The sequence below is a fragment of the Proteiniclasticum sp. C24MP genome, assembly GCF_043951855.1.
Classification (GTDB): domain Bacteria; phylum Bacillota; class Clostridia; order Clostridiales; family Clostridiaceae; genus Proteiniclasticum.
This window is the reverse complement of sequence record NZ_JBINJW010000001.1, coordinates 390,346-417,024: the sequence shown is the minus strand read 5'-3', so window position 1 is coordinate 417,024 and position 26,679 is coordinate 390,346. Positions and strand designations below refer to the sequence as shown.

Annotated in this window: 31 protein-coding genes and 1 pseudogene; 22 read left to right on the top strand and 10 right to left on the bottom strand. The window is 47.6% G+C overall.

Annotation, left to right across the window (positions count from 1 at the left end):
- Positions 1-9: 9 nt before the first annotated feature.
- From ACHAL6_RS02080 to ACHAL6_RS01985, 20 genes are all read left to right on the top strand, one after another.
- Complete coding sequence (locus ACHAL6_RS02080) at positions 10-933, top strand: flagellar hook-basal body complex protein (protein ID WP_395268494.1); 924 nt, start codon at positions 10-12, stop codon at positions 931-933.
- A gap of 91 nt (positions 934-1,024) precedes the next feature.
- Positions 1,025-1,222: a flagellar FlbD family protein gene (locus ACHAL6_RS02075; protein ID WP_395268492.1), complete on the top strand. Its 198-nt coding sequence runs from the start codon at positions 1,025-1,027 to the stop codon at positions 1,220-1,222.
- A gap of 7 nt (positions 1,223-1,229) precedes the next feature.
- Positions 1,230-2,036, top strand: coding sequence for a motility protein A (locus ACHAL6_RS02070; protein WP_395268490.1), 807 nt, complete (start codon positions 1,230-1,232; stop codon positions 2,034-2,036).
- On the top strand, positions 2,029-2,781 hold the full coding sequence (locus ACHAL6_RS02065; RefSeq protein ID WP_395268489.1) for a flagellar motor protein MotB: 753 nt from the start codon (positions 2,029-2,031) through the stop codon (positions 2,779-2,781). The genes ACHAL6_RS02070 and ACHAL6_RS02065 overlap by 8 nt, the downstream gene beginning before the upstream one ends.
- 2 nt (positions 2,782-2,783) lie before the next feature.
- A complete protein-coding gene (fliL, locus tag ACHAL6_RS02060; protein WP_395268488.1) occupies positions 2,784-3,251 on the top strand; it encodes a flagellar basal body-associated protein FliL in 468 nt (155 codons plus the stop codon).
- A gap of 11 nt (positions 3,252-3,262) precedes the next feature.
- Positions 3,263-3,601, top strand: coding sequence for a flagellar biosynthetic protein FliO (locus ACHAL6_RS02055; RefSeq protein ID WP_395268487.1), 339 nt, complete (start codon positions 3,263-3,265; stop codon positions 3,599-3,601).
- Positions 3,594-4,358, top strand: a complete 765-nt coding sequence (gene fliP / locus ACHAL6_RS02050; RefSeq protein ID WP_395268486.1) for a flagellar type III secretion system pore protein FliP — start codon at positions 3,594-3,596, stop codon at positions 4,356-4,358. The genes ACHAL6_RS02055 and fliP overlap by 8 nt, the downstream gene beginning before the upstream one ends.
- Positions 4,359-4,371: 13 nt before the next feature.
- Positions 4,372-4,635, top strand: coding sequence for a flagellar biosynthesis protein FliQ (gene fliQ / locus ACHAL6_RS02045; protein ID WP_395268485.1), 264 nt, complete (start codon positions 4,372-4,374; stop codon positions 4,633-4,635).
- 9 nt (positions 4,636-4,644) lie between these two features.
- Entirely contained in the window at positions 4,645-5,403 is a 759-nt protein-coding gene (fliR, locus tag ACHAL6_RS02040; RefSeq protein ID WP_395268484.1) for a flagellar biosynthetic protein FliR, read from the top strand.
- A gap of 10 nt (positions 5,404-5,413) precedes the next feature.
- Positions 5,414-6,484, top strand: a complete 1,071-nt coding sequence (gene flhB, locus ACHAL6_RS02035; protein WP_395268483.1) for a flagellar biosynthesis protein FlhB — start codon at positions 5,414-5,416, stop codon at positions 6,482-6,484.
- A gap of 16 nt (positions 6,485-6,500) precedes the next feature.
- Positions 6,501-8,570 (top strand): flagellar biosynthesis protein FlhA, encoded by a 2,070-nt coding sequence (gene flhA, locus ACHAL6_RS02030; protein ID WP_395268482.1) that lies wholly within the window; start codon positions 6,501-6,503, stop codon positions 8,568-8,570.
- Positions 8,567-9,601, top strand: coding sequence for a hypothetical protein (locus tag ACHAL6_RS02025; RefSeq protein WP_395268480.1), 1,035 nt, complete (start codon positions 8,567-8,569; stop codon positions 9,599-9,601). Before flhA ends, ACHAL6_RS02025 begins: the two co-directional genes overlap by 4 nt.
- On the top strand, positions 9,594-10,640 hold the full coding sequence (locus ACHAL6_RS02020) for a MinD/ParA family protein (RefSeq protein WP_395268479.1): 1,047 nt from the start codon (positions 9,594-9,596) through the stop codon (positions 10,638-10,640). Before ACHAL6_RS02025 ends, ACHAL6_RS02020 begins: the two co-directional genes overlap by 8 nt.
- 13 nt (positions 10,641-10,653) lie before the next feature.
- On the top strand, positions 10,654-11,325 hold the full coding sequence (locus tag ACHAL6_RS02015; protein WP_395268478.1) for a flagellar brake protein: 672 nt from the start codon (positions 10,654-10,656) through the stop codon (positions 11,323-11,325).
- Between the two features lie 15 nt (positions 11,326-11,340).
- Positions 11,341-12,051: a sigma-70 family RNA polymerase sigma factor gene (locus ACHAL6_RS02010; RefSeq protein ID WP_395268477.1), complete on the top strand. Its 711-nt coding sequence runs from the start codon at positions 11,341-11,343 to the stop codon at positions 12,049-12,051.
- A 21-nt stretch (positions 12,052-12,072) separates the two neighbouring features.
- Complete coding sequence (locus tag ACHAL6_RS02005) at positions 12,073-12,609, top strand: hypothetical protein (protein WP_395268476.1); 537 nt, start codon at positions 12,073-12,075, stop codon at positions 12,607-12,609.
- A 14-nt stretch (positions 12,610-12,623) separates the two neighbouring features.
- Entirely contained in the window at positions 12,624-12,776 is a 153-nt protein-coding gene (locus ACHAL6_RS02000; protein ID WP_395268474.1) for a hypothetical protein, read from the top strand.
- Complete coding sequence (locus ACHAL6_RS01995) at positions 12,777-13,538, top strand: flagellar hook-basal body protein (RefSeq protein ID WP_395268473.1); 762 nt, start codon at positions 12,777-12,779, stop codon at positions 13,536-13,538. It abuts the gene before it with no gap.
- 13 nt (positions 13,539-13,551) lie between these two features.
- Positions 13,552-14,337 carry a flagellar hook-basal body protein gene (locus ACHAL6_RS01990; protein ID WP_395268471.1) on the top strand — a complete coding sequence of 262 codons (786 nt, stop codon included), beginning with the start codon at positions 13,552-13,554 and terminating at the stop codon, positions 14,335-14,337.
- A 20-nt stretch (positions 14,338-14,357) separates the two neighbouring features.
- Positions 14,358-14,921 carry a GNAT family N-acetyltransferase gene (locus ACHAL6_RS01985; RefSeq protein WP_395268470.1) on the top strand — a complete coding sequence of 188 codons (564 nt, stop codon included), beginning with the start codon at positions 14,358-14,360 and terminating at the stop codon, positions 14,919-14,921.
- Between the two features lie 250 nt (positions 14,922-15,171).
- Here the strand turns inward: ACHAL6_RS01985 and ACHAL6_RS01980 are convergent, their stop codons facing one another.
- The 9 genes and pseudogenes from ACHAL6_RS01980 to ACHAL6_RS01940 all read right to left on the bottom strand — a co-directional run bounded on the left by ACHAL6_RS01980 (position 15,172) and on the right by ACHAL6_RS01940 (position 22,237).
- Positions 15,172-15,618, bottom strand: coding sequence for a MarR family winged helix-turn-helix transcriptional regulator (locus ACHAL6_RS01980; protein ID WP_395268469.1), 447 nt, complete (start codon positions 15,616-15,618; stop codon positions 15,172-15,174).
- Positions 15,619-15,802: 184 nt separating this feature from the next.
- Positions 15,803-16,720 (bottom strand): VOC family protein, encoded by a 918-nt coding sequence (locus ACHAL6_RS01975; RefSeq protein WP_395268468.1) that lies wholly within the window; start codon positions 16,718-16,720, stop codon positions 15,803-15,805.
- Entirely contained in the window at positions 16,721-17,275 is a 555-nt protein-coding gene (locus tag ACHAL6_RS01970; protein WP_395268467.1) for an NADPH-dependent FMN reductase, read from the bottom strand.
- A 255-nt stretch (positions 17,276-17,530) separates the two neighbouring features.
- Positions 17,531-18,811: a methyl-accepting chemotaxis protein gene (locus ACHAL6_RS01965; RefSeq protein WP_395268466.1), complete on the bottom strand. Its 1,281-nt coding sequence runs from the start codon at positions 18,809-18,811 to the stop codon at positions 17,531-17,533.
- Between the two features lie 304 nt (positions 18,812-19,115).
- Positions 19,116-19,982: an IS3 family transposase gene (locus ACHAL6_RS01960; RefSeq protein ID WP_395268784.1), complete on the bottom strand. Its 867-nt coding sequence runs from the start codon at positions 19,980-19,982 to the stop codon at positions 19,116-19,118.
- Positions 19,983-20,002: 20 nt separating this feature from the next.
- Positions 20,003-20,323, bottom strand: a complete 321-nt coding sequence (locus ACHAL6_RS01955; RefSeq protein WP_395268783.1) for a helix-turn-helix domain-containing protein — start codon at positions 20,321-20,323, stop codon at positions 20,003-20,005.
- Between the two features lie 228 nt (positions 20,324-20,551).
- Positions 20,552-20,686 (bottom strand): annotated as a pseudogene (locus ACHAL6_RS01950) (transposase); the annotation flags it as partial.
- Between the two features lie 149 nt (positions 20,687-20,835).
- Positions 20,836-21,918 (bottom strand): HigA family addiction module antitoxin, encoded by a 1,083-nt coding sequence (locus ACHAL6_RS01945; protein WP_395268465.1) that lies wholly within the window; start codon positions 21,916-21,918, stop codon positions 20,836-20,838.
- A complete protein-coding gene (locus ACHAL6_RS01940) occupies positions 21,899-22,237 on the bottom strand; it encodes a hypothetical protein (protein WP_395268464.1) in 339 nt (112 codons plus the stop codon). Before ACHAL6_RS01940 ends, ACHAL6_RS01945 begins: the two co-directional genes overlap by 20 nt.
- A 488-nt stretch (positions 22,238-22,725) precedes the next feature.
- Here ACHAL6_RS01940 and ACHAL6_RS01935 point away from each other — a divergent pair, with 488 nt between their 5' ends.
- On the top strand, positions 22,726-24,420 hold the full coding sequence (locus tag ACHAL6_RS01935; RefSeq protein WP_395268463.1) for a methyl-accepting chemotaxis protein: 1,695 nt from the start codon (positions 22,726-22,728) through the stop codon (positions 24,418-24,420).
- 139 nt (positions 24,421-24,559) lie between these two features.
- On the opposite strand, the gene ACHAL6_RS01930 is transcribed toward ACHAL6_RS01935, so the two are convergent.
- Positions 24,560-25,426, bottom strand: a complete 867-nt coding sequence (locus ACHAL6_RS01930) for an ROK family protein (protein ID WP_395268462.1) — start codon at positions 25,424-25,426, stop codon at positions 24,560-24,562.
- Between the two features lie 198 nt (positions 25,427-25,624).
- Here ACHAL6_RS01930 and ACHAL6_RS01925 point away from each other — a divergent pair, with 198 nt between their 5' ends.
- Positions 25,625-26,608: a LacI family DNA-binding transcriptional regulator gene (locus tag ACHAL6_RS01925; protein ID WP_395268461.1), complete on the top strand. Its 984-nt coding sequence runs from the start codon at positions 25,625-25,627 to the stop codon at positions 26,606-26,608.
- The last annotated feature ends 71 nt before the right edge of the window (positions 26,609-26,679 follow it).

Sequence of the window (26,679 nt, the reverse complement as noted above, 5' to 3'; positions counted from 1 at the left end):
AAAATACATATGTTAAGATCACTTTACTCAGGCGTAAGCGGAATGAGAAGCAACCAGACCAAGATGGACGTTTTAGGTAACAACATCGCCAATGTCAACACCACAGGATTCAAATCCGGAAGAGTGCGTTTCCAGGACATGCTGAGCCAGACTCTTGCCAATGCCCAGGGTCCTACAGCAGAAAACTTAGGTGGAATCAATGCCCAGCAGGTGGGGCTTGGTGTCAAGGTCGGCGCCATCGACACCATCATGACCGACGGTGCCCTGCAGCCCACCAACAGAGATCTGGACCTGGCTGTGGAAGGAACAGGATTCTTCATGGTGTCACAGGATGCGGATGCCCAGATGAAGTACTATACAAGAGATGGAGCCTTTTACAGAGACTACAACGGGAATCTGGTCAATGCGGGCGGATATCGTGTTCTCGGATTTGAAGAAGAGGGACAGGAAGCTCCTGCACCACTTAAAATTCTGAACACCATCGATGCTCTGGATGAAGAAGGGAACGTGATACCACTGGTGGATGGGGATAATAACCCTATTCTTGATGAAAACGGTGCAGCAATGAATGTGCAGGTGGATCTTCAGACCTTCTCCATCGACGGAAGCGGTATCATTTCCGGCGTATACAGCGACGGTAATGTCTACACCATTGGAAGACTGGCTGTGGCGAAGTTTGACAACAGTGCAGGTCTAGAAAAAGTGGGGAACAACAACTACAGAGCATCCAACAACTCCGGTGCGCCTGTGGTAGGCTCTGCCAACACCGACGGATTTGGCATCATAAGACAGGGTGTCCTGGAGATGTCCAATGTGGATTTAGCCAACGAATTCACGGAGCTCATCGTCACTTCAAGGTCCTACCAGGCCAACTCAAGAACCATCACCACATCCGATGAAATGCTTCAGGAACTGTTAAGTCTGAAGAGATAGTGAAATCTGGCTTAGAACTTTTCTTTCAGGAAAGAGGATCGCATAAAGCGTCCTTCTTTCCGAAGGAAAGCGGAAGCGAAAGGAAGGCCGTATGATACGACTTACAACCCTAAGCGGAACGGAATTTTATCTGAACACAGACCTTGTGGTGAAAATAGAAGCGCTACCTGACACGGTCATCACGCTGACCGACGGGAAAACCATGAGAGTCACAGAAAGACCTGAAATTATCATTGACAGAATCATAGCCTACAAAAGAAAGATCTATGCAGGAAGTCTGGAGGTATAGAAAGTAAATGAAGAAAAGTTATACAGCAATCATAGGTCTGGTTTCCGGATTTGCCATTCTCGTGATCTCCATCATGACCAGTGGAGACATCCGAAGTTTCATCAGTTTATCATCCATAGCCGTGACGGCAGGGGGATCCTTTGCAGCCCTTCTCATCAGTTTTCCTTCAAAGGATCTGATGAAGGTGCCAAAGATCCTGAAGCTGCTCATCGAGAAACCGGAACAGGACAGGGTAAGACTCATCACCACCTTCTCGGAACTTGCAAGAAAAGCAAGAAGAGACGGGCTTCTGGCCCTGGAGGATGATCTTACGGGCATGGAGGATGAGTTCATGGTCACAGGACTTCAGATGGTGGTGGACGGCATCGAGCCGGACATCATCAGAGAGATTCTGACCCTTAAAATGGAAACCACGGAAAGAAGACATCGTATGGGACAGAATATTTTCAGCAAATGGGGAGAGCTTGCGCCTGCCTTCGGTATGCTTGGAACCCTCATCGGGCTCATCGTCATGCTGGCGAATCTGCAGGATGCCGCTGCCATCGGTTCAGGAATGGCCGTAGCCCTCATCACCACATTCTACGGTTCTCTTCTGGCGAACCTGGTGTTCATTCCCATAGCCAGCAATTTAAGTGTACAGACCAATGAGGAAATGCTTTCCAAGGAAATGGCCATCGAGGGCATCATTGAAATCCAGGCGGGAACCAACCCCAGAATTCTGGAAGAAAAGCTGGTGACCTATCTTTCACCGGAAGAGATGACCATGATGAAGGAAGAGAAGGTATCCACACAAGAGGCCTTATCCTATGAGTAGAGAAAGAAAGAAGAGAAAGACGACAGAAACACCAGCCACCGGTGCACCGGCATGGATGGCCACTTTTTCGGACATGATGACGCTTCTTCTCACCTTCTTTATTCTCCTTTATTCGATTTCCAGCATCGATGCCATCAAGTTCAAGACCATCAGTGAGTCCCTGCAGTCGGTTCTCTCCGGAGAGACCAGCTCCAGCATCATTGAGGAAGATGGTCCCAATGATGACATTCCTCTGGACAATCCCCAGTATGAGCAGCAGGAAGACCCTGAGGATCCCAAGATCAAGGAAAGCACACTGGAGATGTACAACCAGGTGAAGGACTATGTGGAAGAAGAGGGCCTGGAAGCGGATGTTTCCGTGAGTCTCAACCGGAACGGCGTCTTTGTGAACATCAAGGAAGCCATCCTCTTTGAACCTGGTGAAGCCCAGATCAAAGAAGGCGGTCAGGAGATTCTGGGCAATCTGGAAGGACTGTTTCTGCAGTTCGACAATGAAATCGTCATAGAAGGACATACGGACAACATTCCGCAGCAGTCCTTCAGATTCCCCACCAACTGGGAACTGTCTTCCGGCAGAGCCACGGCGGTGGTCCGTTATCTGTGCGAGGTGAAGGATATACCGGAAAACAGACTCTCCGCCATCGGATACGGTGAGTTCAGACCCATTGCAGACAACAGTACGCCCCAGAACCGGGCACTGAACAGAAGAGTCAATCTCTTAATAATTATGGAAGGTGAGGAATAGTTTTGGCACAACAGTTAGAAGATGTGAAAGAAAAGAAGAAACCCAATGCGCTCATCATTATCATCATCATCATGAGTTTCGTTATCCTGATCGGCGCTGTATCCATGGTCTTCATCGCTACAGACATCAGCCTTTCGGATGTGATATCGAAGTTTCAGAAGCATGAGGAATATGTGATGCCGCTGGAAAGCTTTGTGGTGAATCTGGATACGGAAGGAAGGGGATCCACTTACCTGAAGACTCAGATGTCTCTGCTTTATACGGAAGAGGATTACGGAATGGTGCTGGAGAATAAGACCAGCCAGATCCGGGATCTCATCATAAAAGACCTCATGGAGTACAAACCCGATGATCTGCTGCTGGAGGGTGGCCTTGCCGCAGCGAAAGTGAAAATCAGGACCAGCATCAATGTGGCCCTGGGAGAAGACCTGGTGAAGGAAATCTACTTTACGGACTTTCTGATCCAGTAGAAGGAGAAAAGATGGATTTAAAACTGATATTTTCCCTGCTACAGACCTTTCTGGCGCTGGCTTTCGTGCTGGGACTTGCCTATGTGGTGCTCCGTTTCGGGAAGAAAGTCACAGACGGAAACACGACCTATGTAAGAATCGTGGAGAAGACCATGCTGACCAATCAGTCTTTTCTGGCGGTGATCAAGGTCGGCAGGGACTACCACTTGGCCAGCGTCACTTCCGGGGAAGTGAAGATCTTGAGGGATCTGGACCGGGAAGAGATCGAAGACCTACTAGAGGAGAAAAGAAGAAAGCTTGAGGAGAATCCCCTGGCGAATTTATGGAAAATGAGGAAAGACAGTGAATAAGAAACGTATATGGATACTCATCGCCTTTGTCATGGGATGGATGCTTCTTTCAGGAAAGGGAGAAACGGTCTATGCCCTGAATCTGGGTGATTTCGGCATCAATTTCAGCAATTCGGACAACTCTCCCCAGGCCACGGTGGATACGGTGAGGATTTTTCTCCTTCTGACCATTCTCACTCTGGTTCCTGCATTTGTGATTCTGACCACCTGCTTCACACGGGTGGTGGTGGTACTTTCCTTCCTCAGAAATGCCATGGGCTCCCAGCAGACACCGCCCAATCAGGTGCTCATGGGACTGGCCCTTTTCATCACCCTTTTTGTCATGACTCCGGTCTACAACCAGGTCATGGATCAGGCGGTGACACCGTTTCTGGAAGAGACCCTGACCCAGGAGGAAGCTCTGGATGCGGGGGCTGTGCCCATCAAGCGGTTCATGCTGGAGCAGACCCGGGAAAAGGATCTGGCGCTGTTCATGAGAGCGGGAAACCTTGAAAACATAGAGGATCCCATGGAGCTTTCTCTTACGGTGATCATTCCGGCTTTCACCATCAGTGAGCTGAGAATGGCCTTCTCCATCGGATTCATTCTGTTTCTGCCGTTTCTTGTCATGGACATCGTGGTCTCCTCGATTCTCATGTCCATGGGTATGTTCATGCTGCCGCCGGCCATGATCTCGCTGCCCTTCAAGATCCTTCTGTTCATTCTGGTGGATGGATGGTATCTGGTGGTGGAATCACTGCTGCGCGGATTCAGTTAAGGAGGGATGTTTTATGAATCAGGTTATGGCGCTGGATCTTCTTAGAAGTGCCTTTATGACGACCATCAAGGCGGCGACGCCGATCCTTCTCATCGCCATGGTGGTGGGACTGATCATCAGTATTCTTCAGGCCACGACTCAGGTTCAGGAACAGACCCTGACCTTTGTGCCCAAGATGATTGCAGTGCTTTTTTCGCTGATTCTACTGGGCGCCTTCATGATGAATACACTCATGGCCTTTATGAATCAGTCCTTCGACCTCATCGACAAGCTCTAGGGAGGCGCTATGTTTACACTTCAGGTACAGGCCTTTCTATACATCATGGCAAGGATCACCTCCTTCATTGTGGTGGTGCCCGGGTTTTCCCATAAGAGCATGCCGGGGACGATGAAAGTCTTTCTTTCCCTGATCCTCAGCTTTCTGGTCTATACCAGAAGTCCTGAGATTCTTGTTTATGAAGAGCTGCTGCTCTTCATGCTGGCGGTGGCAAGAGAAGTCATCATCGGACTTGCCATGGGCTTTGCGGCTAAACTCATATTCTCCGCGGTGGAAATGGCAGGTCAGCTCATCGACTTTCAGGTGGGCTATTCCATGGGCGCGGTCTATGATCCGTCCAGCGGCGCTACCTCTTCCTACTATGGAAGACTCTTCTACTGGATGAGCATCATGGTGTTCTTCATGCTGAATCTGCACCATACAATGCTTCTATCCCTCATGGACTCTTTCCAGGTGGCTCTGCCGGGACAGGTGGGATTTTCAGGCATCAGTCTGGAAGGAATCCTCTTTCTCTTTTCTCTGTCCTTCAAGATCGCCTTCAGTATCGCGGCGCCCATGCTGGTGGTGCTTCTGGTGACGGACATCGTCATGGGACTCATCAACCGGTCGGTGCCTCAGATCAATGTGTTCATGCTGGGGATGCCGCTGAAATCCCTTCTGGGGATGGTCCTCTTTCTCTTTCTTGCCGGATCTTTCATGAATCATGCAGGAAAGACGCTTTTCATGATGACCGATTATGTTACGAAAGCCGTAGAGATGTTCAGGTAAGGGAGCGCATATGCAGCAGGATAAACATTCGAAAACCGAGGAAGCCACCCCCAAGCGGCTCCGGGACAGCAGAAAGAAGGGGCAGGTAAGCAAGAGCCAGGATCTGGTCTCTTCTGTATCCTTTCTGGTCTTTGCGCTGCTCCTGGGGTCCCTTGGAAACTATCTTCTGCAGAACTCGGTGGAGTTTATGAGCCTTGCCCTGACCTATCATGTGGAGGAAGGACTGACCCCGAGCTTTGCGGGCAATCTCCTTGTCGAGTATGTCATGAAGATTCTTCTGATCTTCTTTCCCTTCGGACTCATTGCGGTCTTTGTGGGTGTGGTGGTCAATGTGATTCAGGTGGGGTTTCTCTTCACGTTGCAGCCCCTGAAACCGGATTTCAAGAGGCTTAATCCAGTAGAAGGCATGAAGAACATCTTTTCGAAGAAGGCGCTTTTCAATCTCTTCAAAAGCCTCATGAAGCTTCTCATCGTAGGATATCTCACCTATACGGGTCTTCAGAAGGTCATGGTGCCCATCATGAATCTGGGCGGTGTAGGCGTGGAGAAGATCTTCACATTCTTCATGGATACGGTGAGAACCTTAAGCATCGGCATCGCATCTTTCATGATCATCCTGGGCGTACTGGATTTCATCTTCCAGAAGAAGGACTACAAGAAGAATCTCATGATGACCAAGCAGGAGATCAAAGACGAGTACAAGCAGATGGAAGGGGATCCCAAGATCAAATCCAAGCGACAGCAGAAGCAGCGTGAAATGTCCATGGCGCGTACCATGCAGGGGGTGGAAGCCTCCACGGTGATCATCACGAACCCCACCCATATCGCCATCGCCATCCGCTATGAGCAGGGGGTGGACGAAGCGCCTGTGGTCATGGCCAAGGGGCTGGACTACATGGCCATGAAGATCAGGGAAAAAGCCAAGGAAATGGATATTCCCATCATCGAGAACAAGCCCCTGGCAAGAGGCATGTACTACAAGGTGGAACCGGGCAGCTCGGTGCCCCTGGAAATGTATCAGGCCATTGCGGAAATCCTTGCCCTGGTGTTCACCATGAAGAGGAAAAAGAAACTGTACTAGATAGGAGAAAAGAAGCATGCAGAGCGTAAGAGCGTCCTTAAGCAGTCTAAGTAAATACACGGAAATCCTGGTGGCTTTTGCGGTGGTGGGCATCATTGCCATCATCATCCTGCCCATGCCGGCATTTCTTCTGGACCTTCTTCTGACGGTGAACCTGACCATCTCCATCATGATTCTGGTCCTGACCCTCTTCACCAAGACCGTGCTGGAATTCTCCATCTTTCCCAGCATGCTCCTGGTCATGACCATGTTCCGTCTGGGTCTTAACATCTCCTCCACCAGGCTCATCCTTTCCGAAGGAAAGGCAGGAGAAGTCATCAATGCCTTCGCCACCTTCGTCACGGGAAACAACTATGTGGTGGGTGCGGTGATCTTCATCATCATCACCATCGTACAGATGGTGGTGGTCACAAACGGTGCAGGCAGAGTATCCGAAGTGGGTGCAAGATTCACTCTGGATGCCATGCCCGGAAAGCAGATGGCCATCGATGCGGATCTTAATTCCGGTCTCATCAACGAGGAGACGGCGAAAAAGAGAAGACAGGATCTGCAGAGAGAGGCGGATTTCTACGGCTCCATGGACGGTGCGTCCAAGTTCGTCAAAGGGGATGCCATCGCGGGGATCATCATCACCCTCATCAATCTTGTGGGCGGCATCATCATCTTCTCCCTGCAGGGGGGCATGACCATCATGGAATCCATCGGTCATTTCGGTAGACTCACCATCGGTGACGGCCTGGTCAGTCAGATTCCTTCCCTTCTCATCTCCGTGGCGTCTGGTATGATCGTCACCCGTTCCGGCAATGACAAGAGCTTCGGCTCCACCTTCAAAGACGAGCTGTTTTCCGGCTGGAAAGTCATGGGCATCGGCGCCGTGGTGATCCTTGCCATCGGGCTTGTACCGGCCTTTCCCACGGCACCTTTTGCAGGCATGGCTGCCCTTCTGGGCGCTTCCGCCTACCTGGTCTACGAGAACGACAAGGATGAGGCCAAGAGGAAGGTGAAGATGGAGGAGAAGAAGAAAGCGTCCAGCTTCAAGGAAACGGAAGAATCCGTCACTTCCTACCAGGTGGAACCCATCTCCCTTGAAATCGGCTACGGCCTGATTCCACTGGTGGATGAAGGCGCTGACACCAATCTTGTGGAGCACATCACTTCCATCCGGAAGCAGTGCGCCAGGGAAATGGGGATTCTCATCAGTCCCATCCGGATACGAGACAACCTGCAGCTGGACCCCCATGAGTATGTGATCAAGATCAAGGGGAATCAGATCGCAAGAGGCGAGATCTATGTGAACAAATACCTGGTCATCGATCCCGGTACCCAGGACTTCGATCTCACAGGCATCGAAACAGTGGAACCGGCCTTCGGCCTTGCTGCACTCTGGATCGAGGAGAAGGACAAGGAAAGGGCGGACCTTTCCGGATACACCATCGTGGAACCGGCCACGGTTCTTGTGACCCATCTGAAGGAACTGGTGCGAAAGCATTCCTATGAGCTCCTGGGCAGACAGGAAACCAAGCTTCTGGTGGATGAAATCAGAGAGAAATACGGCGTCATTGTGGAAGAGCTGATCCCCGGCATTCTGAGTCTTGGAGAAGTGCAGAAGGTGCTTCAGAATCTTCTCCGGGAGAATGTGCCCATCATCGATCTTGTGACCATCCTGGAAACACTGGCGGACCACGGCGTATCCATCAAGGATACGGAGATTCTCACAGAGCATGTACGTCATAAGCTCCAGAGAACCATCGTGAAAGATCATCTGGACCAGGAAGGGGAGTTGAAGGTTGTGACCATCGATCCTCAGCTGGAGGACCTCATCGGGTCCAACATCCACAAGTCCATGAACGGCTCCATACCGGTGCTGGAACCGGAGATGATCACAAGGATCTTCGGAAGCATACGCAGCGCTTACGATGAAGCCATGATGAAAGGGCATCAGACCGTGATTCTGGCTTCACCGAAGATCAGGACAGCGCTGAAGAATCTCATTGCCATGACATTTCCGGATTTCACGGTCTTGTCGCTCAATGAAGTACCCAATGATATACCCATAGAAGTAGTAGGGATGGTGGAATTCAGATGATCATAAAGAAATATGTGGTAAACGACATGAAGGAAGCCATGGTCCGGGCGAAATATGAACTGGGCACTGACGCCATCATCATCAGTCAGAAGATGGTAAGGCCAGGGAAATGGTACAGACTCTTCCGAAAGAGAATGCTGGAAGTCACCGTGGCACTGGAAGAGAATGTCCATGAAAAGAACACCAGAGAAAAGGAGAAGTTCAATCAGATTCTGCTGGAAAGAGAAAAAGCGAAGGCAGAGGAGAAGGCGCTGAAGGAAAAGGAGAACGCCAGGCTTCAAAGGATCTTCGGGAGAGACGAGAAAATCCGGGAACGCTGGGAGAACCATGTGAGAAATGAGGCGCTGGAGGGGGAGGAAATCACCCTGGAGAGAATCAGGTCATTCATTGCAAAGACCTATGTGGACCATGCCTACGACAAGGAGCTGCCCTTCGGGAGAATCAACGTGCTGGTGGGACCCACTGGAGTAGGCAAGACCACCACCATCGCCAAGATCGCTTCCAGAGAGCTTCTGGAAAAGGATCAGAAGGTGGGCCTTCTCACCATCGACACCTACAGAATCGCCGCGGTGGAGCAGCTGAGAAAGTATGCGAAGATTCTGGGCATCAAATGCGTCACCGTGAGTCAGCCCAAGGATATCAGAAAGAAGCTGAATCTTCTGAAGGACTGTGACATCATTCTTGTGGACACCATCGGAGCCAGTCCGAAAGATGAGGACCGTATAGACGAGATCCGGTCCTATCTGAATGAGCTGCCCGAAGAAAGGCATACCTATCTAGCCATCAGCATGTCCTCCCAGGTGGACACCAACAACCGCATCATGAAGAAATACAAGGAGCTCTCCTATCATTCCATCATTCTCACGAAATTCGACGAAGTGGAGAACTACAACAATTTCTGGAACATGATGGAGAACAATGTACTGCCGGTGCAGTATTTCTGTCATGGCCAGGTGGTTCCGGAGGACATCATGGAAGCATCCCTTGAGAATGTCCTATCCTATCTGTGGAGGGAGCTTCAGTATGAATGATCAGGCGGAATCCCTAAGAAAGAGAATGATGGCTTCAAAACGCTACAAAAGAAACAGAGCGGAAGAGAAAGCTTCGACGCCTCCCATGGAAGAGGAAAAGATGCAGGACATCATGGAAGCACAGGAAGAGAAACACATGGAAACCGGGAAACCGGCAGACGAAGAGAGCACAGTGGTTTCTATGGAGGTGCTGACAGAGGCAACGGAAGAAGAGGCGGAACGCATACCAGACGGTCTGGTGAAGATCTATGCGGTGGTCAGCGGAAAAGGAGGCGTGGGGAAGACCAATGTCTCTGTGAATCTCTCCATCGCCATGGCAGACAAGGGCAAGAAAGTGCTTCTCATGGATGCGGACATCGGCATGACCAATGCAGACATCCTCATGGGCATCCACTATGAGCATGATCTCTTCGACTATCTGGAAGGACGAGTAAAGCTTGCCGAGATCATCTATGAAGGGCCGAGAGGCATCAAGGTGATCTCAGGAGGAGCAGGTCTTCTGGAGATGAACCTGCTGGATGAGAAGGCCCAGAAGACCCTCATAAAGGACCTCATCGAGCTGGGCGGGTTTGATGTCATGGTCATCGACAACGGAGCGGGCATCAGCAGAGAAACGCTCAGTTTCATCACCTTCGCCCATGAAGTGATTCTTGTGACGACGCCCGAACCTACAGCCATCACCGATGCCTATCGGGTGCTCAAGACCATCAGTCATTATGAGCTGAAGTCCACGGTGAAGCTCATCGTGAACAAGGTCTCATCGAAAGAACATGCAGAGGAGGCTTTTGAGAAGCTGGAATCCACCTGCAAGGCCTTTCTTTCACTGGAGCTGGAAAACTGCGGATATATCTTCGATGATTCTCGAGTAGAGAAAGCTATCATGAAACAGGAACCAGTCATACTGTCGTACCCTAATGCATTATCTAGTGGAAATATACATGATATAGCTGGTATAATATTAGACGAAACTGTATTCATAAGCAATATTTCAACCATAAAACAGCTTGGAAATCGCTTTATGAAAATATTCGGTACGTAATAGGGGTAGAAATATGGAATGGATTGATATCAGAGAGAAACTACATATCACATGCGATGATGGAAGCGCCCTGGAGGGGATGATCACGGACAGAACCGATGACACCATCAGTTTTTCCATACCCGCTGATGACAGAAACTTCAGGCTCTTTCAGCCTGGAGAAAAAATCACTGGGGTCGTATTCAAGAAAAACAAAGGGGTCCGGTTTCATGGGGTCATCGCGGGCAGAATCAGCGCGGAAGCGCCCACCTACACCATATCCAAGATTGCAGGATGGAAAAGCGTCCAGAGAAGAAATTACGTCAGAGTGGAGTGTTCTGATCCGATGACCTATACAGCAGACCGTAATCTTATTGAATCTGTGGCTTTTTCCAGGGATCTTACCAGAGTGGAAGATGAGCTGGAAAAGCACATGAAAGCCGGCATGATGCTGGATATCAGTGCAGGAGGGCTGAAGCTTTTCTGCGAGGAAGACATCAGTGAAGGGCAGAAAATCATTCTGAAGTTTCCGATCCGAAATGAGGAGCAGATATTGAGGGGGACCGTGATGCATAAGCAGATGATCGTGAATCCTTCAGGCATCCGCTATTTCTACGGAATCAGATTTGACGATATACTAGAAAAGACCCAGGAAATGATCGTGAACTATGTCTTTCAGATCATGAGGAAAATGGGCAGGAAATAGTACGGGAGGTGACCCATGGGTTATCCAGATGCCAAGCCGGATTATAATGACCTGGTAATTAAATACATCCCACTGGTGAAGAGAATCGTAGGGAGAATAGACCCTGGAGAGGGAGACCTGGATAAGGACGATCTGTTCTCCATCGGCGTCATCGGTCTCATCGATGCGCTGAAGAAGTTTGATCCTCGTAAGGCGGTGCCTTTTGAAGCATACGCGACCCTGAGAATCAAAGGGAACATCATAGACGAGATGAGAAGGACCGGTCGCGTTTCCAGAGACAGGATTTCCAAGCTCAATGACTACTATGGAGCAAAGGAGAGACTGGAGCAGGAGCTGAAGAGAAGTCCTGATGAGCACCAGATCTGCGAGGAACTGGGCATCAGTGAGAAGGAGCTTTCAAAGCTCCACGAGACAGTGCATTATCTCTCCAAGGTGTCTTTCGAGACGACGCTTTTTCACAGAGACGGGAAAGCCGTGGAGCTTTCGGATCTCATCCGGGACCAGAATACGGAAACACCGGAAGAAGAGTATCTCCTGAAGGAGAGAAGACTTCTTCTTCGAGAAGCGGTGAAGAAACTCAATGAAAGGGAACAGATCATACTGGATCTTTACTATGTGCAGGAACTGACACTGAAGGAAATCGCCTATGCCATGGAAATCTCCATTCCCAGAGTGTCCCAGATCCATGGAAAGATCATTCTGAAATTAAGAGAACTCATGGCCTAGGCCATGCAGGAAGGAATCATCATGTTTTATTTTTTACTTTTTACAGGTACAGCGCTGATTCTGTACGGAATCATGGGCATCATAAAAGAAAGAGACTTAGGCAGACAGCCGTTTCTGCAGGTGGAGCACACATCGGAAGATGCAGTCTCCAGAGTGAGGACAAGGGAAGAGGACCAGGAAAGCGTTAGGGATCTCACGGACCGCATGGCGGAAATGGAGAAAAGCCTCTTTGATCATCTTCTGAAGTGGCAGATGGAGAAGAAAGAGCTTCTGGAGAAGATGGAAACAGGAAGTGCATCCACGGAAAAGCAGTCGACAGAAGACGTTTCTTCTGATCTCATCATGGAGGAAGTGCGAAAAGTCCCTGATGAGATTCTGGAGGAAAAGATCGAAGAGCAGGAAGAACCGTCAAAGAAGAAACCCATGCCGGAGAACATCAGAAGGGTCCTGGATTACGAGGAAGAAGGACTCAGTGTTCAGGAGATCGCCAACATCACCCGCATGAAGAAAGGGGAGGTTTTACTATTAAGAAACTTATCGAAACACTACAGAAAGTAAAATCAGAGGTCTATGTGGCACTGGGTACTGGAATCCTCATCGGAGCGATGCTCATGAACCTGTCCAGCATCATGAGCCTTGATCGAGGCATCGAAGAGAAAGCAAGAGACCTAGGCATGGTCTATCCGGAAGAAGTGCGCGTGAGCCTGGAAGAGGAGGAGAACTAGATGATTATCAGAAGTCTTTATAATGTGACCAGACAGATGAATGTGCTGCAGAAGAGGCAGGAGAACAACTCTGCCAATGCGGCCAATGTGAATACGCCAGGCTACAAGATGCAGGACCTGATCCAGAGAACCATGGAGGAGCATGAACTCTACAATCATGCTGGAGGAAGGGACAACAACAGAAGAGTGCATCTTGGCAGCATCAACCTGGGCACGGAAGTGGATGGTGCAGTAACCAGCTTCTCTCAGGGTTCCCTGAAGGAGACAGGAAGCGCCACGGATCTTGCCTTGAACGGACGAGGTTTTTTCACCTTGGCTCTTGAGAACGGGGAAACGGGATTCACAAGAAACGGTAATTTCAGAGTCAGTGAGGACCAGAGGCTGGTGACCCAGGAAGGGTATCCTGTCATGGGCGTCAACGGGCAGGGAAATCCCACGGAGATCTATGTGACAGGTGATGTGCTCACCGTGAGCCAGAGGGGATACATAAACGGTACGGATATCCGCCTTATGGTATCGGATTTCGAGGATACAGCGGCTTTTGAAATGCGAGGAGAGAGCATCTACATGACCGGTGGCGGAAACCCCATGGCAAGTGATGCGGAAGTGACCCAGGGCTATCTTGAAAACGCCAATGTGAACATCATGGATGAGATGGTGAAGATGATGGAAGTATCCAGAGAATTCCAGTCCAACCAGAGGGTTCTTTCGGTGCTTAATGAAACACTTCAGAAAACCGTCAATGAAATCGGAAGAAACTAGGGGGAACGGATAGATGTTTAATGGTCTTAAAATCGGAACCAGCGGCATGAGAACTGCCCAGAAGGTCATGGATAATGTGGCGGATCAGATTGCAAACTCAGATACCAATGGATACAAGAAGAAAGAAGTGAACTTCAGTGAGCTTCTCCGGAATGAAATGGGAGAAAATCAGGTGCAGCTGTCTCAGAATGCGCAGAACGCATCCATAAGCATCGGATCAAGAGCGGTCTATGCCAAGACGAACCACACCCAGGGAACCGTTGTGGGTTCTGAAGGTCCGTTTCATCTGGCGCTGGAAGGCAGAGGATACTTTGGGGTGGTGGACCCTGAAGGGAACCTGATGCTCACAAGAAACGGAGCTTTCCAGAAAAACGGGGACTCTTCCATTACAGATGAGAAGGGGAATCTGCTCAGCATGGAAACCTATCTTCCACAAAGCCAGTGGGGCGAAGAAAGCGACATCAGCATCAGCGAGGACGGCCTGGTTTCAGGCAGGGGACTTGATGGTGAGGGCGTGACTTTAGGAAGAATCATCCTTTATACGCCAGGTTCCAGCGATCAGCTGATTTCACTGGGGGAAGGAAAATATCTTCCCGGAAATGATGCGCCACTTCAGAACTCTCTGGATAATCCAGAAGGCGCTTATGCATCTGTAAGGCAGAGAGCCCTTGAAAAGTCCAATGTGGATCTTGTGGGCAGCATGACGGATATGATCATCACGCAGAGAGCCTACCAGGTCAACGCCAAGAGCGTGACCACAGCGGATGAGATGCTGGAAGTCATCAATACCATACTCTAGAATTTTCAGGTGGCAGGTGAATGAAGATGGTGGAAATTAGAACGCTTCAACCCGAGGAGGTTTCCTCAGCTGTAGAGCTTAAAGTCCGATGCTGGCAGGAAGAGCTGGCAGGAAAAGTGGAGCATGCACTTTCCTTCGAGGATGAACTGGGTTTTTTCACAGCATGGGCACAAAGCGAGAAGGAGCATGAGGACAGAAGAATCCTTCTTGGCGCATTTCTGAATGGACAGCTTCTTGGCGCTGCCTTCGGTTCCTTTGCGGAAGAGACGGATGCGGAAAATGCCATGGAACTGAACGGTCTCTGGGTGGAGGAAGACCATCGGGGGAAAGGCATCTCTCTGATGCTACTCAGGAATCTGATCCGTGAATACAGAACCCTGGGTAGAGATAAGATGGTGGTCTATAACCATCATTTTGCTCCTTCCAATCCTTATTACAGAAAGCTTCATGGAGAAGTGATCCGTCAGGAAAAGCAGCTGGATGGGCAGCTTCTTGTGGATGTGTTTCTCCATCCGCTGGATCTTCTGGACAGGAAGCTCAGCGAAATGCTTATGAAGCATGAGGAAGGGTTTCCGAAGCTTTAGAGCGGGACCTTACTAGATGAATCGGTACATACATGAGAAAGAACCCTCCTATGCGTGATAGGAGGGTTCCTCTGTTTCAGTGAGATGCTGATGGAGCGAACAGGTGATGAATCCGTATTTTCATCCTGGATGTATTGCTGCCTGCCAGGGCCAAGGGGCCTTGTGTAGTATGAGCCAAAGAAAAAAGCATTCCATGGGAACGCTTTTTAGGTATAAACTCATATTCTGATAGACACAAGGTCCATCTCATCTATTCTTCCGCATTTTTCCCAGTACTTTCTGGAGATAGGATTTCCAGGAGATCGTCCAGTGAACGCAGAATCACATCCACGTCATATTTTGGATTGTCGATGTCCTTGAATGTGCTCAGCAGAGTGCTTTCTTTACAGAGTTCATGGCAGGAGCTTTCATTCCCTATGAGAGAGACTTTTCTCTGGTCGGTCTCACAGACATGGTTTTCGATATAGCCAACTTCGATGAGTTTCCGGATGGCTTTGGATGCAGTGCTTTTCTTCATGCCCAGTCTGTCACAGACGCTCTGAAGATCTGTATGAGGATTGTTTTTCACATCCAGAACAATCATGAGTTCCGAGGGGTTCAGGTCCTCTTCTCTGGCGATGTCGGCAAGTCTTGAGCTCATTAGATGATTGATTTTCAGAAGCTTTGTGTAAAGCGCATCCATGATTTCAAAATTCATTGTTCCATCCTCCTTTCCATATCTAACGCTGGTATCACAAACTGAAAGCGTCACCATTTTGCACAAACAAGCTTTGAGTGCCCTGTGGCTTCAAAGCTTGTTCTTATGATGATGTTATTATATCGTCTATCTGTCTACTTTTCAACTAAAAGCCAGCGGATGAATCCGAAGAAGCGCATCTTTCCTAGGCTGTTACGGTATCCACTTCCAGTCTGATTTTAATGTGGGAAGGATCATAGAGATATTCTCCATCCTCTTCCATGAAGGTCTCCACCTGTGCTTCTTCCAGTCTGTTCTTCAGAGAAAGATACTCCTCTCTGTCGGCAAGGACCAGGGTATAGTAGTCCAGGCCCGCTGCGTCTTCCGGAGCGGGGACATCTGTCTGCTTCCAGGAATTGAAGGCGACTACATGGTACTGATTTTCTTCGAGACCCACATCGCCCATGGAAAAGTTTGTCATCATGAGCCCTTCAGCAAAGCCGATGATATCTCTGTAGAAGGTAAGCATGGAGAAAAGGCTGGATCCGTAAAGGTGGATGTGACCCATGTCCATGTCTTCCAGTGGTGCTTCGATGGCTTCATTCTCCTGAAGGGTTGCATATAAGTCGTCAAGATCCAGAGGATCCCTTCCGTCTGTCAAGGTGCCATCGGTGTACAAAAACTTCAGGTCACCGTCTTTGGATATGTAGTTTCCTCTTTCTCCGGTTCGCACATAAAGCTCAATGTCATTTCCCTCCAGATCTTTGAGATAGGTGGTTTTCGACATGCCGTGATCGGTGGGCGCATTGGGGTATTTCAGGGCAAAGAGCCAGGCGATGGCTTTGGCGAGCTCTTTCTCACTGGGATACAAGAGGGCGAAGTGGTACATTCCGGTGGTGTCATGATATCTTCTGAGCTCATCCACTCTTCTGAGATAGAGAAGAGGCTTCTTTTTGTCTCCAAGTACCGCATGATCTTCGCTTTCTTCATGAAGCGTCATCTTCAGTACTTCACGATAGAAGCCGATCTGCTGTTTCAGATGCTTCACTTTCAGATGGACCAGCCCTAAACGGGTTCTACTGGACAGTTTGGCCTTTCCAGTGGTATAGGGGATATTCTTCAATCAGCTCACCTTCCTGATGGTTTCAAAAGCTCTGGACCAGAGGATCACTTCATCCAGCATGGTGTTGGCGTTCACTTCATGATAGGGGGCTGGCGTAAATACCGAGAAGTTTTCAAAGTCTGTCATCAGGGAGAAGGAGACCATGGTTCGTACAGAAGCGAGTGAACGCTCTGCGTTGATTCCTCTCAGAGACTGTATAGCGAATGCTCCACCAAGACCGCCGTATCCGACATAACCTACAGCTTTGTTTCTGATTTCTCCATCCAGATAGTCCAGTGCATTCTTGAATGCTCCACCTACTGAACGGTTGTACTCAGGGGTGACAAACACGTATCCGTCGAAAGATGCGATCTTTCCAAGCCATGCACCGATGGCTGCCATCTGATGCTCATTGGTTTCTGCGCCTAAGAAGGGAAGATTGTAGTCCTTGAGATCTACCAGTTCATATTCCACATCTTCGTCCTTTCTGCTGCTGGCAAAGTCATACATCCACTTTCCAACGGCATCTCCATTTCTTCCTTCTCTAACGCTACCTACAATTATTCCTATTTTCATGATGTTCCTCCATATAATTTATATATTTTTGATTTAATTAGTCCACTTTTCAACTAACTTGAATCCATCATAAACTAATTTAGTCTACTTTTCAACTATTTTCTGCAGATATTTTAAAATATTTCTATCAATCAAAGAAAAATGCCGCTGTAAAACCATTTCTTTTGGCTTTACAGCGGCATCTCCCTAGGATCCTTGTACGCTAGTGGATCAGGACCATAGGGGTTTCTGTTTATTTTCATTGAAGGAACGGGATCAGATGATTTTCCTGAGTTCAGAAAGGTGATTCACTGCAATACCTGAGTTTCTTTCGATGTCCTTGAGTAGCCTTTCTGCAGCGTCGATGTTGCCCGCTTCATAGGCTTCGATGGCCTTCTTTGCACCTACGTGAATCTCGCTGTGCGGTTTTTCAATGCTTTTAATGATGCTGCTGATTTTACTGTCACTCAGGTCAAGGGTCGCAATCCATTTCCCAAGCCTGCAGGAGGAATGGTTTCCGACAGTGGTTGTGTCCAGGCTCACATACCCGAGAATCATGTTGTAGATTCTCCATTTCCACATGAGATGGTCTGTGACAGCCAGGTCTATAAGGGTTTTCGGATCCTTTGTGCTGGCATAGGCTAGGGCGTTCAGCCTGACTTCATCGATTTTCTGGGAGATGTCATAGAAGGACTGACCGGTGTGATGGGTCTTCTCCTTCAATAAGGCGGATTTCTCGTTGATTTCCATGATGTTGGCTGCAATTTCCTGGGTGGTGGCTGTCTGTTCTTCCACATTGGCTGATATGGAAGTGAAGCTGGACTCCACAGTGCTCATCATGCCGCTGATCTGGAAGATGCCGCTGGTGGCTTCATTGATGGAGTCTTTGGAATCAGCGAAACTGTTCACCACACGACCGATTTCATCAGAAGCACGTTCGATTTTCTCATTGAGTCCATCCACGATCTTCCTTATGATATCCACCTGCTCTTTGGTGCTTTCTGCAAGCTTCTTGATTTCATTGGCCACTACGGCAAAGCCGCGTCCGTTTTCACCGGCTCTGGCAGCCTCAATGGAAGCGTTGAGAGAAAGAAGATTGGTCTGGTCCGCCACGGATTTGATCACGTTGACCAGTTCGTTGATCTTCACGGTTTCTTCTGTGACTTCAGCCATGATTCCTTTGACACCATCAATCTCGCTGATGTTTTCTTCCACGCTGGAGAAGGTCTTTTCCACCTTGTCCAGGGCCGCATCGGTTTCCCCGCGGGCGGTTCTCATGTTGTCAGTGGATTTCTGGACATAATTTGAGATGTCCTCGGTGGCTGCAGTCATTTCTTCACTGCTGGCAGCGACGGTCTGGATCATTTCCGCCTGGGTATTGGCATCCATGATCATTTCTCTGACATAATCAAGACGGGTCATATACTGGAGAAGATCGTTGACCACCCCCATGGTGGACACAATGCACTTCTCCTTGTCTTGGAGAATCGCCTGGTATCTGTTCTCTTCAGTGCTCTGGGGAGCTGCTGTCTGTATCTGATCTTCAATTTTGTTCATGGTCAATTTTTTCCTGAACATATTATTCCTCCATTATCATCAGCTTATTTCGTTTCATGTGAACCGCGGAGTCTTTTCGTTTCCTTTGCTTCAAGAACTCCTGTCACATGTTATCTGTACCTTATTACTATCGGCTGATTTGAGGAGAATATAAGATTGTTCGGGTAATTAATCTGGACTGCGTGCAGGGATTGAAAGCGAATACACAAAAAGCAAAGGAGATTTTGAACCGCTCTAAGTCAAGTAGACAGTATAAATAACAAAAATAATTATTGAGTTCCATCACTTCGATGGGACTCATTTTCTATGCTGCCTTTTCCAGGATAGCACGGTAAGACATAGGCGCAAGGATATCGAGCCTCTTCTGTCTGCGTTCGTAGTTATATGTATGAATGAACTTGATGATGGCTTCCTGAAGTTCATGATAGGTACGGAACTCATTCAGATAGTACATTTCAGACTTCAGGATTCCCCAGAACCCCTCCATAGGACCATTATCGATGCAGCGTCCCACGCGCGACATGCTCTGCACCATGCCGGCTTGATCAAGTTTTTCCTTGAACTTCTTGTTGGTATACTGAAAACCGCGGTCACTGTGAAACAGTGGTTGGGCATCAGGATATTTTTTGACTGCAAGATCAAATGTGTCGAAAACCAGTTTGTTGTTGTTGCTTGCACCAATTGCAAAGGAAATGATCGCATTATCCTTAAGGTCAAAGATTGCACTGAGATAGAGTTTCCTGCCATCGCCGTACTTCATCTCAGTCACATCGGTCAGCCACTTCTCATTGAGTTTTTCAGCGGTGAAGTTTCTGTTCAGTATATTTTCCGCTGTAACCTCAGGAGTCGAGCGGCGATAGGCAGGTCGCTTTCGTCGGATGACCGACTTCAAGCCGACAAGGCTTGTCAGCCTGTATATGCGGCCATAGGAGCATATGGTTCCACATTCTTCTTTGAGTTCATCTCTGAGTCTTCTATAACCATATACACCCTTGTGCTTACCGTACAGAGTCGCGAGTTTATGCACAATATCCTCATTCTCGATTTCTCTGGTGCTCTTCTTTCTCCGAAGCCATTTGTAGTACGAGGATCTGTTGAGATTCAGTATTTTGCATAACCTTTCAATGGGATATGCCTTTTCTTCATGTAGTTCCTTTATAGCTAGATACAGCGGTTCCTGACGGACTCCGCTTAGCGTCGCCTCCTTTCCAGTTCCTCGAGTTTTTTTAGGAGGTCGATCTCCATCGATTTCTGCTCGATTTCAGCCTGCATCAGCTTCTTTTCAGCGCGCAAGCGCTCGACTTCAGTCATTTCTTCCTGTGTCTTGCTCTTTCCTCGTCTGTCGACGAGACCCTCTACACCATTTTTCTCATACTTGGAAACCCAGCTGTAGATCTGCTGATAGGATACCCCGTATTTCTCCATCGTTGCAGTATAGTCTCTGTTATGTGCGATACAATAGCTCACTATTTCGATTCGTTCATCCAATGAAGTGCTACGTCCTTTGGTCATATAGATTTCACTCCCTTTGCCTCCGGTGGAACGGAGTACTTTATGACCATTATACAGTTTTATCCACTCTCTGAGCTGCCAAGTGCTTCTAATTTTATACTTATGACATACATCATTAAGACTTCCTTTACCAGTAAGATAGTCCTGTACTGCTAAGCACTTAAGCTCCTTGGAATATCTTGTGTTGACACGCCCTTTGTCGATAGCCGATGATCCAAAAGTATTATACTTTCTTACCCAAAGTTCAACTGTGGAAGATCCTACCCTTAACTTATTACAGATACCACTAATGCTTATCTGCCCTCTCAGATACTTTTCTACGTACTCAATTTTAACTGCACTGCTAAATTTACTTTTTCTCATAAGAAAAACTCCTATCTAAGTATTCTTGAAACTTTTGTTATTTCAAGTGTCTACTTAGATAAGAGCTTATCATTTTGCAGCTCCGTTGCTTTTTGTGTTCTCTTATAACTCTCTTTTATTGAAGTTTTCCCATGTTATTTTTGTAGTGGTTATTCCTCTGCGTGAATGATTTCATACGAGGGGATCAGATCATGAAACTTTGAAAAGTCTATGTAGCGATCATGCTGAAGTCTTCCAACTAAAACAAAGGGGGCAATTCCGATTTTCTCTGCATATTCTTTGATGCTTTCCTGATTGGTATAGTCATACTGCAGAATGAAATGATCATAGTCCTTTTTTGAGATCAGATAGTTTGATGCGATTTCATCTGCTTGAGATTCTTCTTCTGTGCTTTCAAAATGAATGTGCACTTCTTTTCTTGAATGGTTCAGAAGATGTGCCACTTCATGGAAAAAAGTGAACCAGAATATATCTGCTCTTTTACCTCGTGCGCTTAAAGCTACAATGGCTTTGTGATCTTTCCAGATGGTTGCACCACAGATATATGTTTTTGGAATGTAATCCACGAGAACCAATGCAATTCCAACTTCTTTACATCGATTTTCTAGGAGAGGATAGAACTGCTGTGGAGCAAGCAAAGTCAATGCTCTGAATTCAGGAATCAGTTTTCTTAAGGCTGATTTATTAAAGGGAGAAACTGATTGTCTGATTCCTTCTGTTTCCGCTTTTCTCAGCCATGCAAGAATGCCATAATCTGATATGGGATTGGAACTGGTATGTGTTCTAAATGCCACCGCATGGGATTCTTTTATGGAATGGAGCGATGAGACGCCGAAAAATGTTCGGCAGTTCTTAACTCTTTTCGTACGATCGCGCTCAGGGGATACCCATCCATGGGCAGCCATATCTTTGTAGGGAATATTTTTTAGTACGATGAGATCTTCCTTCAGCGTTTCTTCTTCTTCCAGTCTTGATTTATTCAGCTGATAGTTCGCTTCAAGCTTCATCCAGAATTCAGCGCGAGGACCGATGACAGTTTCCAGTTTTAGTGCTGTATCATATGTTATTGGAGAAGTTCCATTAAGAATGTTACTTAAATGTTTCTCGGTAATCTGGATGCGAAGAGCCAGTTCTTTCTGTGTCATGCCTAAATACTCCATGTTTTCTCTTATGGTCTCTCCAGGTGAAACTGCAACAGTCGGAATGAAATTATTATCGGTTGTTTTTTCCATGATAGTCGATCACCTCCTCAATCTGTATAACGGTAATCAGTTCAAGCTTCTTTATGCTGCTTTCATCATCGATAACAGGTCTGAAGAGAAGACGATGCGGATGCATAAGATCGACAGCATACTGGTTTTTTCTGTCTCCTTCAAGTTTATGTAGTCTTGCAACCGGAATAGCTTTGATGTCAGCAAGTGTTGAAGCCGCAAGAAACTCACTGACTCGCTGCGTGAGTCTATTTCCTATTCCTGATCCATAATCCTTTTGTGCGATACTAGGATTTTCGCACTGCTTTCTAAGTTTATTTGTTCTATATTCTACTACCATTGTAATGAAAGACCTCCGACAAGTCAATTGAAATAATTAACCTGTAAGGTAAAATATTTCAATTATATAATTTAACCATTGACAATAGTATACTATTTAACAATAATTATTACAATTTTCAGATAAAATTTACAGTTCAAAACTTTTCTCTGATTCCGTTCGTTTTGGCATAAATTTTAGAAAGCATAAACCTTAAATTGTCAGTTTTTCTTACTGGGACTGCTCAATGAAATTATATGAGGTCGTTGCAGGTTTATTCATCATGAATCATATTCTGATCGGAACTATTTTACTACTTCAGCGAGAGATTATGGGACATGCATAAGGTAAGAGGAGAGAAGGTGGATATCACTTTGTGATTTCAGGATAAATACTTCCCACCGGAACTTAAAGAATGGATAACACCGTCGATATAGTTAAGGAGTAATGATAATGAATTATGAGCAATAATTCAAGAACATACAAAAGATGTAAGGTGGGACAACGCTATGAAAATCAAATGGAAAATCGCATTAACCTCATTCACACTGATTCTGATTCTGACGGTATCCATTCTCTTTACGACCCAGGGGCGTATGGGAGATCTCTTCAGTCAGGAGACAAGAAAAGAGCTGGAAAACTATTCCAGTATCGGCGCTGCTCAGCTGGACACTTACTATCCAGGTCAGTGGTCTCTGAAAGACGGTGTACTCTATAAGGGAAGTGAGAAAATCAACGAAAACTACGACTTCGTGGATGATTTTACGGATGGCACCCAGATTCTGGCAACACTTTTTGCAGCTGATACCAGGGTGTCCACCAGCATCAGAGGAGAAGACGGTGAAAGAGTAGTGGGAACAAAGGCTTCAGAGGAAGTGGTACAGAAGGTCCTTGTTGAAGGAGAAGTCTACTCGGGGAATGCGGATATTCTAGGAACATCCTCACAGACCTACTATGTACCCATCCGAAACGGAGCCAATGAAGTCATCGGTATGTGGTTTGTAGGGGTCTATACGGATGTGAAGAATGAAGCGCTGACCACCATCATGTACTTCATAGTAGGGCTAGCCCTTCTGTTTCTGGCACTGGGTTTCATCTTTTCCTATATCCTTGGAAAGAATATTGCCAAAGGAGTGGGCTACAGTCAGAACCACCTGAAGGAAATGGAGGAAGGAAACTTCAGGTTCGATATTCCTGAAAAGCTTCTTGGGAAGAAAGATGAAGTGGGAGATATGGCCCGGTCCTCCAGCCACATGAAGGAGAAGATTGCGGCCATCATCAAAGGCGTTCAGAAGGAGTCCAAAGCGCTGAAAGACATCGGCATACAGTCAGCGCAGCGTACGGAGACCATTCACTATAACATTCAGGATATCTCCGCCACCACAGAGGAGCTTTCCGCAAGTATGCAGGAGACCTCTGCCGCATCGGAAGAAATGACGGCTTCAGCAGATGAAGTGATGAACCTGGTGGAGAATATGCAGGAGAAAACCGTAAGGGGCAGTGCGTTCTCAGAAGATATAAAAAGTCGTGCGGAAAAACTCAGGGAAGCTGCAGTCTCCTCCCAGAAAAGTGCGAAAGACATCTATGAGGAGACAAACCAGAACCTTCGAGAATCCATCCGAAAAACCAGCGCTATCAATGAGATCAAGGAGCTTTCCCAGGCCATTCTAGCCATCACCTCCCAGACGAATCTTCTGGCACTGAACGCATCCATAGAGGCAGCCCGTGCCGGCGAAGCGGGAAGAGGATTTGCGGTGGTGGCGGATGAGATTCGTGTCCTTGCAGAAAACTCCAAGGAAGCGGTATCGAAGATCAACGACATCACCTACAATGTCTCCGATGCCGTCAGCGGAGTGGTGAAAGATGCGGAAAAGCTTCTGGCCTTCATGGATAATAATGTCATCGGAGACTACGAGATGCTGGTAAACACCAGTGAACGCTACAATGAGGATGCCAACAAGGTCAAAGGAATGGTTCAGGAGATCAGTGAAATGGCGGATACGCTTCTTGGCTCCATGGAGCAGATCAGAAGTGCCATCATGGACGTTACCAGAGCCGCTTCCGAAGGAGCGGAAGGATCTTCTCAGATTGCCCAGAAGATTTCCGATATCGCCATCCAGACCAATGACATTGTGAGTCTTTCTTCTGAAAGCAGAAGCAGTGCGGAAAAGATGGATGATAGCATGGGCTTCTTCCAGATCTAGAACAGGGCAGATGTTTATTGAAGTCTGATACAGAAGAGGCATAAAGAAAGGGTAATGAAAATCCCGAATCAGGACTGAAAGACAGTTCTGATTCGGGATTCATGCTTTATGCTATGTGTTTCTTACCTGAGTTCTTGTATTACTCAGCCATAAGGGCCAGGGCAAGTGCACCTTTGATACCGGACTCTGTACCCAGGGATGGTGTGACGATGTAGCTGTACAGATCGCTGAGCTGATCGGTCTTGATATAGTCATTCAGCTTCTCCTTGAGGATCCTTCTGATTTCAGGAAGCATATGGGTTCTTGCCATGACGCCTCCGCCAAGGACGATCTTTGTAGGAGAGAGCACAAGAATATAGCTCATAAGGGCTTCTGCCATGTATTCTGCGATGAAATGGAAGGATTCATGATCGTCTGGAATATCGATCCCTTTCATACCGGTTCTTCCTTCGTTGGCAGGACCGGCAGCAAGTCCTTCCAGGCAGTTTTCATGATAGGGGCAGGCTCCTTTGTAGGTGTCTCTGGGGTTCTTCGTCACCAGAATATGACCCATCTCAGGGTGAAGCATACCATTATGGATTTTGCCGTCAATGACGTATCCGCCCCCGATGCCGGTGCCCACGGTGATGTAGAGAAGGGTGTTTTCCTTTTCGTAATCCCCGAAGGTGATTTCTCCAAGGGCAGCGCCGCTGACATCCGTGGAGATTTCCACAGGGACATGGAGGTGTTTCTTCAGATTGCCAAGGATATCATAATCCGCCCAGGCGAGCTTGGGGGTGGATGTGATATAGCCGTATTTCTCTTTGTTTCTGCTTAGCTCCAGAGGACCGAAACATCCGATGCCAAGGGCTTCAATGCGCTTGTCCTTGAAGAATGCATAGATCTCCGGCATGGTCTCTTCCGGAGTTCTGGTGGGGATAGATACTTTTTCTGTGATTTCACCTTTTTCGTTACCGACAGCCAGAACGAATTTGGTTCCGCCTGCTTCAATTGCACCTAAAATCATATTCATTGCCTCCTGATAATATAGTTTTGTTCGCTGTAACAGTTCCACATTTTTTATTCTTCTTACTACTATAGTCAACGAAGAAATTTGTCATGTCAATGTGTACTTCGGGATATTTCTTTGAGCAGAGGTTATTGGTGGGACACATGCTTTGTGGTATGATTATTCTAAATACAGCAGTGAAAGGGGGCGTAGGGAATGGTTACCATCAACGATATCGCGAAACTTGCCGGTGTCGCCAAAAGTACGGTATCAAGGTATCTGAACGGTGGTTCTGTGAGTCAGAAAACCAAGGATACACTGGACCAAATCATCGCGGAGACGGATTATGTACCCAACACCTTTGCCCAGAGCCTGAAGATCAAGAAATCGAATCTTGTGGGGACCATCATTCCAAGGCTTAATTCCTATGCCACCAATGAAATACTGGGCAGTGTGGATAAAGCGCTGAAGGAAAAAAACTATCAGCTGCTCATCACCAATACGGACCAGGATGTGGACCGGGAAGTGGAAAATCTCTATGCGCTATCCAGGCAGAAAGTGGCTGGGATCATCCTTCTTGCCACAGTGGTGACCAAGGCCCATCGGGAAGCCATCAGTAAAATCGGCATTCCTGTGATTCTTCTGGGTCAGAGAAGCGATGCCACCTATGCCATCGTCCATGATGAGCTGGATGCAGGGTATCATATCGGAAAGCATGCGGTGGAGCTGGGACACAAGGAAGTGCTCTATGTGGGGGTCACGGAAACGGATGAAGCCGTGGGCAGACTGCGTAAAAAGGGGGTTCTGGATGGACTTTCCTTATCGGAAGACATCCATGTGGAGGAAGTCATTGTGGATTTCAACTATGACAAAGCCTTCCAGTTTCTCAAGGAGTATCTGAAAGGATCCAAGGCCACATATATCATCTGTGCCACGGACAACATCGCCATAGCCGCATACAAGGCTTCGATTTCTTTAGGAAGAAAAGTGCCAGAGGATGTTTCCATTTCAGGATTCGGCGGATATTCCATCACAGATCTCATTTCTCCTTCCATCACCACCGTGAAGTATGCCTACAAGGAGATGGGAAAGATCGCAGTGGAGAATCTTCTGCGTATCATAGAGGGAGAGGAGATTCCCCGAAGAATCACCTTAGGATGCGAGTTCCTGCCCAAAGAATCCACCATAGAAAGAAAATAGCTTAACGGAGGACCTGAAGTGATCTGCTTCAGGTTCTTCCTTTACTCTCCAGGTTTTTTTGTGAGATTTCT

Excerpts from the sequence above, each read along its gene's own strand:
- ACHAL6_RS02080 (WP_395268494.1), top strand. The coding sequence starts at position 10 with ATGTTAAGATCACTTTACTCAGGCGTAAGCGGAATGAGAAGCAACCAG.
- ACHAL6_RS02075 (WP_395268492.1), top strand. The coding sequence starts at position 1,025 with ATGATACGACTTACAACCCTAAGCGGAACGGAATTTTATCTGAACACA.
- ACHAL6_RS02070 (WP_395268490.1), top strand. The coding sequence starts at position 1,230 with ATGAAGAAAAGTTATACAGCAATCATAGGTCTGGTTTCCGGATTTGCC.
- ACHAL6_RS02065 (WP_395268489.1), top strand. The coding sequence starts at position 2,029 with ATGAGTAGAGAAAGAAAGAAGAGAAAGACGACAGAAACACCAGCCACC.
- ACHAL6_RS02055 (WP_395268487.1), top strand. The coding sequence starts at position 3,263 with ATGGATTTAAAACTGATATTTTCCCTGCTACAGACCTTTCTGGCGCTG.
- fliQ (WP_395268485.1), top strand. The coding sequence starts at position 4,372 with ATGAATCAGGTTATGGCGCTGGATCTTCTTAGAAGTGCCTTTATGACG.
- fliR (WP_395268484.1), top strand. The coding sequence starts at position 4,645 with ATGTTTACACTTCAGGTACAGGCCTTTCTATACATCATGGCAAGGATC.
- flhB (WP_395268483.1), top strand. The coding sequence starts at position 5,414 with ATGCAGCAGGATAAACATTCGAAAACCGAGGAAGCCACCCCCAAGCGG.
- flhA (WP_395268482.1), top strand. The coding sequence starts at position 6,501 with ATGCAGAGCGTAAGAGCGTCCTTAAGCAGTCTAAGTAAATACACGGAA.
- ACHAL6_RS02025 (WP_395268480.1), top strand. The coding sequence starts at position 8,567 with ATGATCATAAAGAAATATGTGGTAAACGACATGAAGGAAGCCATGGTC.
- ACHAL6_RS02020 (WP_395268479.1), top strand. The coding sequence starts at position 9,594 with ATGAATGATCAGGCGGAATCCCTAAGAAAGAGAATGATGGCTTCAAAA.
- ACHAL6_RS02015 (WP_395268478.1), top strand. The coding sequence starts at position 10,654 with ATGGAATGGATTGATATCAGAGAGAAACTACATATCACATGCGATGAT.
- ACHAL6_RS02010 (WP_395268477.1), top strand. The coding sequence starts at position 11,341 with ATGGGTTATCCAGATGCCAAGCCGGATTATAATGACCTGGTAATTAAA.
- ACHAL6_RS02005 (WP_395268476.1), top strand. The coding sequence starts at position 12,073 with ATGTTTTATTTTTTACTTTTTACAGGTACAGCGCTGATTCTGTACGGA.
- ACHAL6_RS01995 (WP_395268473.1), top strand. The coding sequence starts at position 12,777 with ATGATTATCAGAAGTCTTTATAATGTGACCAGACAGATGAATGTGCTG.
- ACHAL6_RS01990 (WP_395268471.1), top strand. The coding sequence starts at position 13,552 with ATGTTTAATGGTCTTAAAATCGGAACCAGCGGCATGAGAACTGCCCAG.
- ACHAL6_RS01985 (WP_395268470.1), top strand. The coding sequence starts at position 14,358 with ATGAAGATGGTGGAAATTAGAACGCTTCAACCCGAGGAGGTTTCCTCA.
- ACHAL6_RS01980 (WP_395268469.1), bottom strand. The coding sequence starts at position 15,618 with ATGAATTTTGAAATCATGGATGCGCTTTACACAAAGCTTCTGAAAATC.
- ACHAL6_RS01970 (WP_395268467.1), bottom strand. The coding sequence starts at position 17,275 with ATGAAAATAGGAATAATTGTAGGTAGCGTTAGAGAAGGAAGAAATGGA.
- ACHAL6_RS01965 (WP_395268466.1), bottom strand. The coding sequence starts at position 18,811 with ATGAACAAAATTGAAGATCAGATACAGACAGCAGCTCCCCAGAGCACT.
- ACHAL6_RS01955 (WP_395268783.1), bottom strand. The coding sequence starts at position 20,323 with ATGACCAAAGGACGTAGCACTTCATTGGATGAACGAATCGAAATAGTG.
- ACHAL6_RS01945 (WP_395268465.1), bottom strand. The coding sequence starts at position 21,918 with ATGGAAAAAACAACCGATAATAATTTCATTCCGACTGTTGCAGTTTCA.
- ACHAL6_RS01940 (WP_395268464.1), bottom strand. The coding sequence starts at position 22,237 with ATGGTAGTAGAATATAGAACAAATAAACTTAGAAAGCAGTGCGAAAAT.
- ACHAL6_RS01935 (WP_395268463.1), top strand. The coding sequence starts at position 22,726 with ATGAAAATCAAATGGAAAATCGCATTAACCTCATTCACACTGATTCTG.
- ACHAL6_RS01930 (WP_395268462.1), bottom strand. The coding sequence starts at position 25,426 with ATGATTTTAGGTGCAATTGAAGCAGGCGGAACCAAATTCGTTCTGGCT.
- ACHAL6_RS01925 (WP_395268461.1), top strand. The coding sequence starts at position 25,625 with ATGGTTACCATCAACGATATCGCGAAACTTGCCGGTGTCGCCAAAAGT.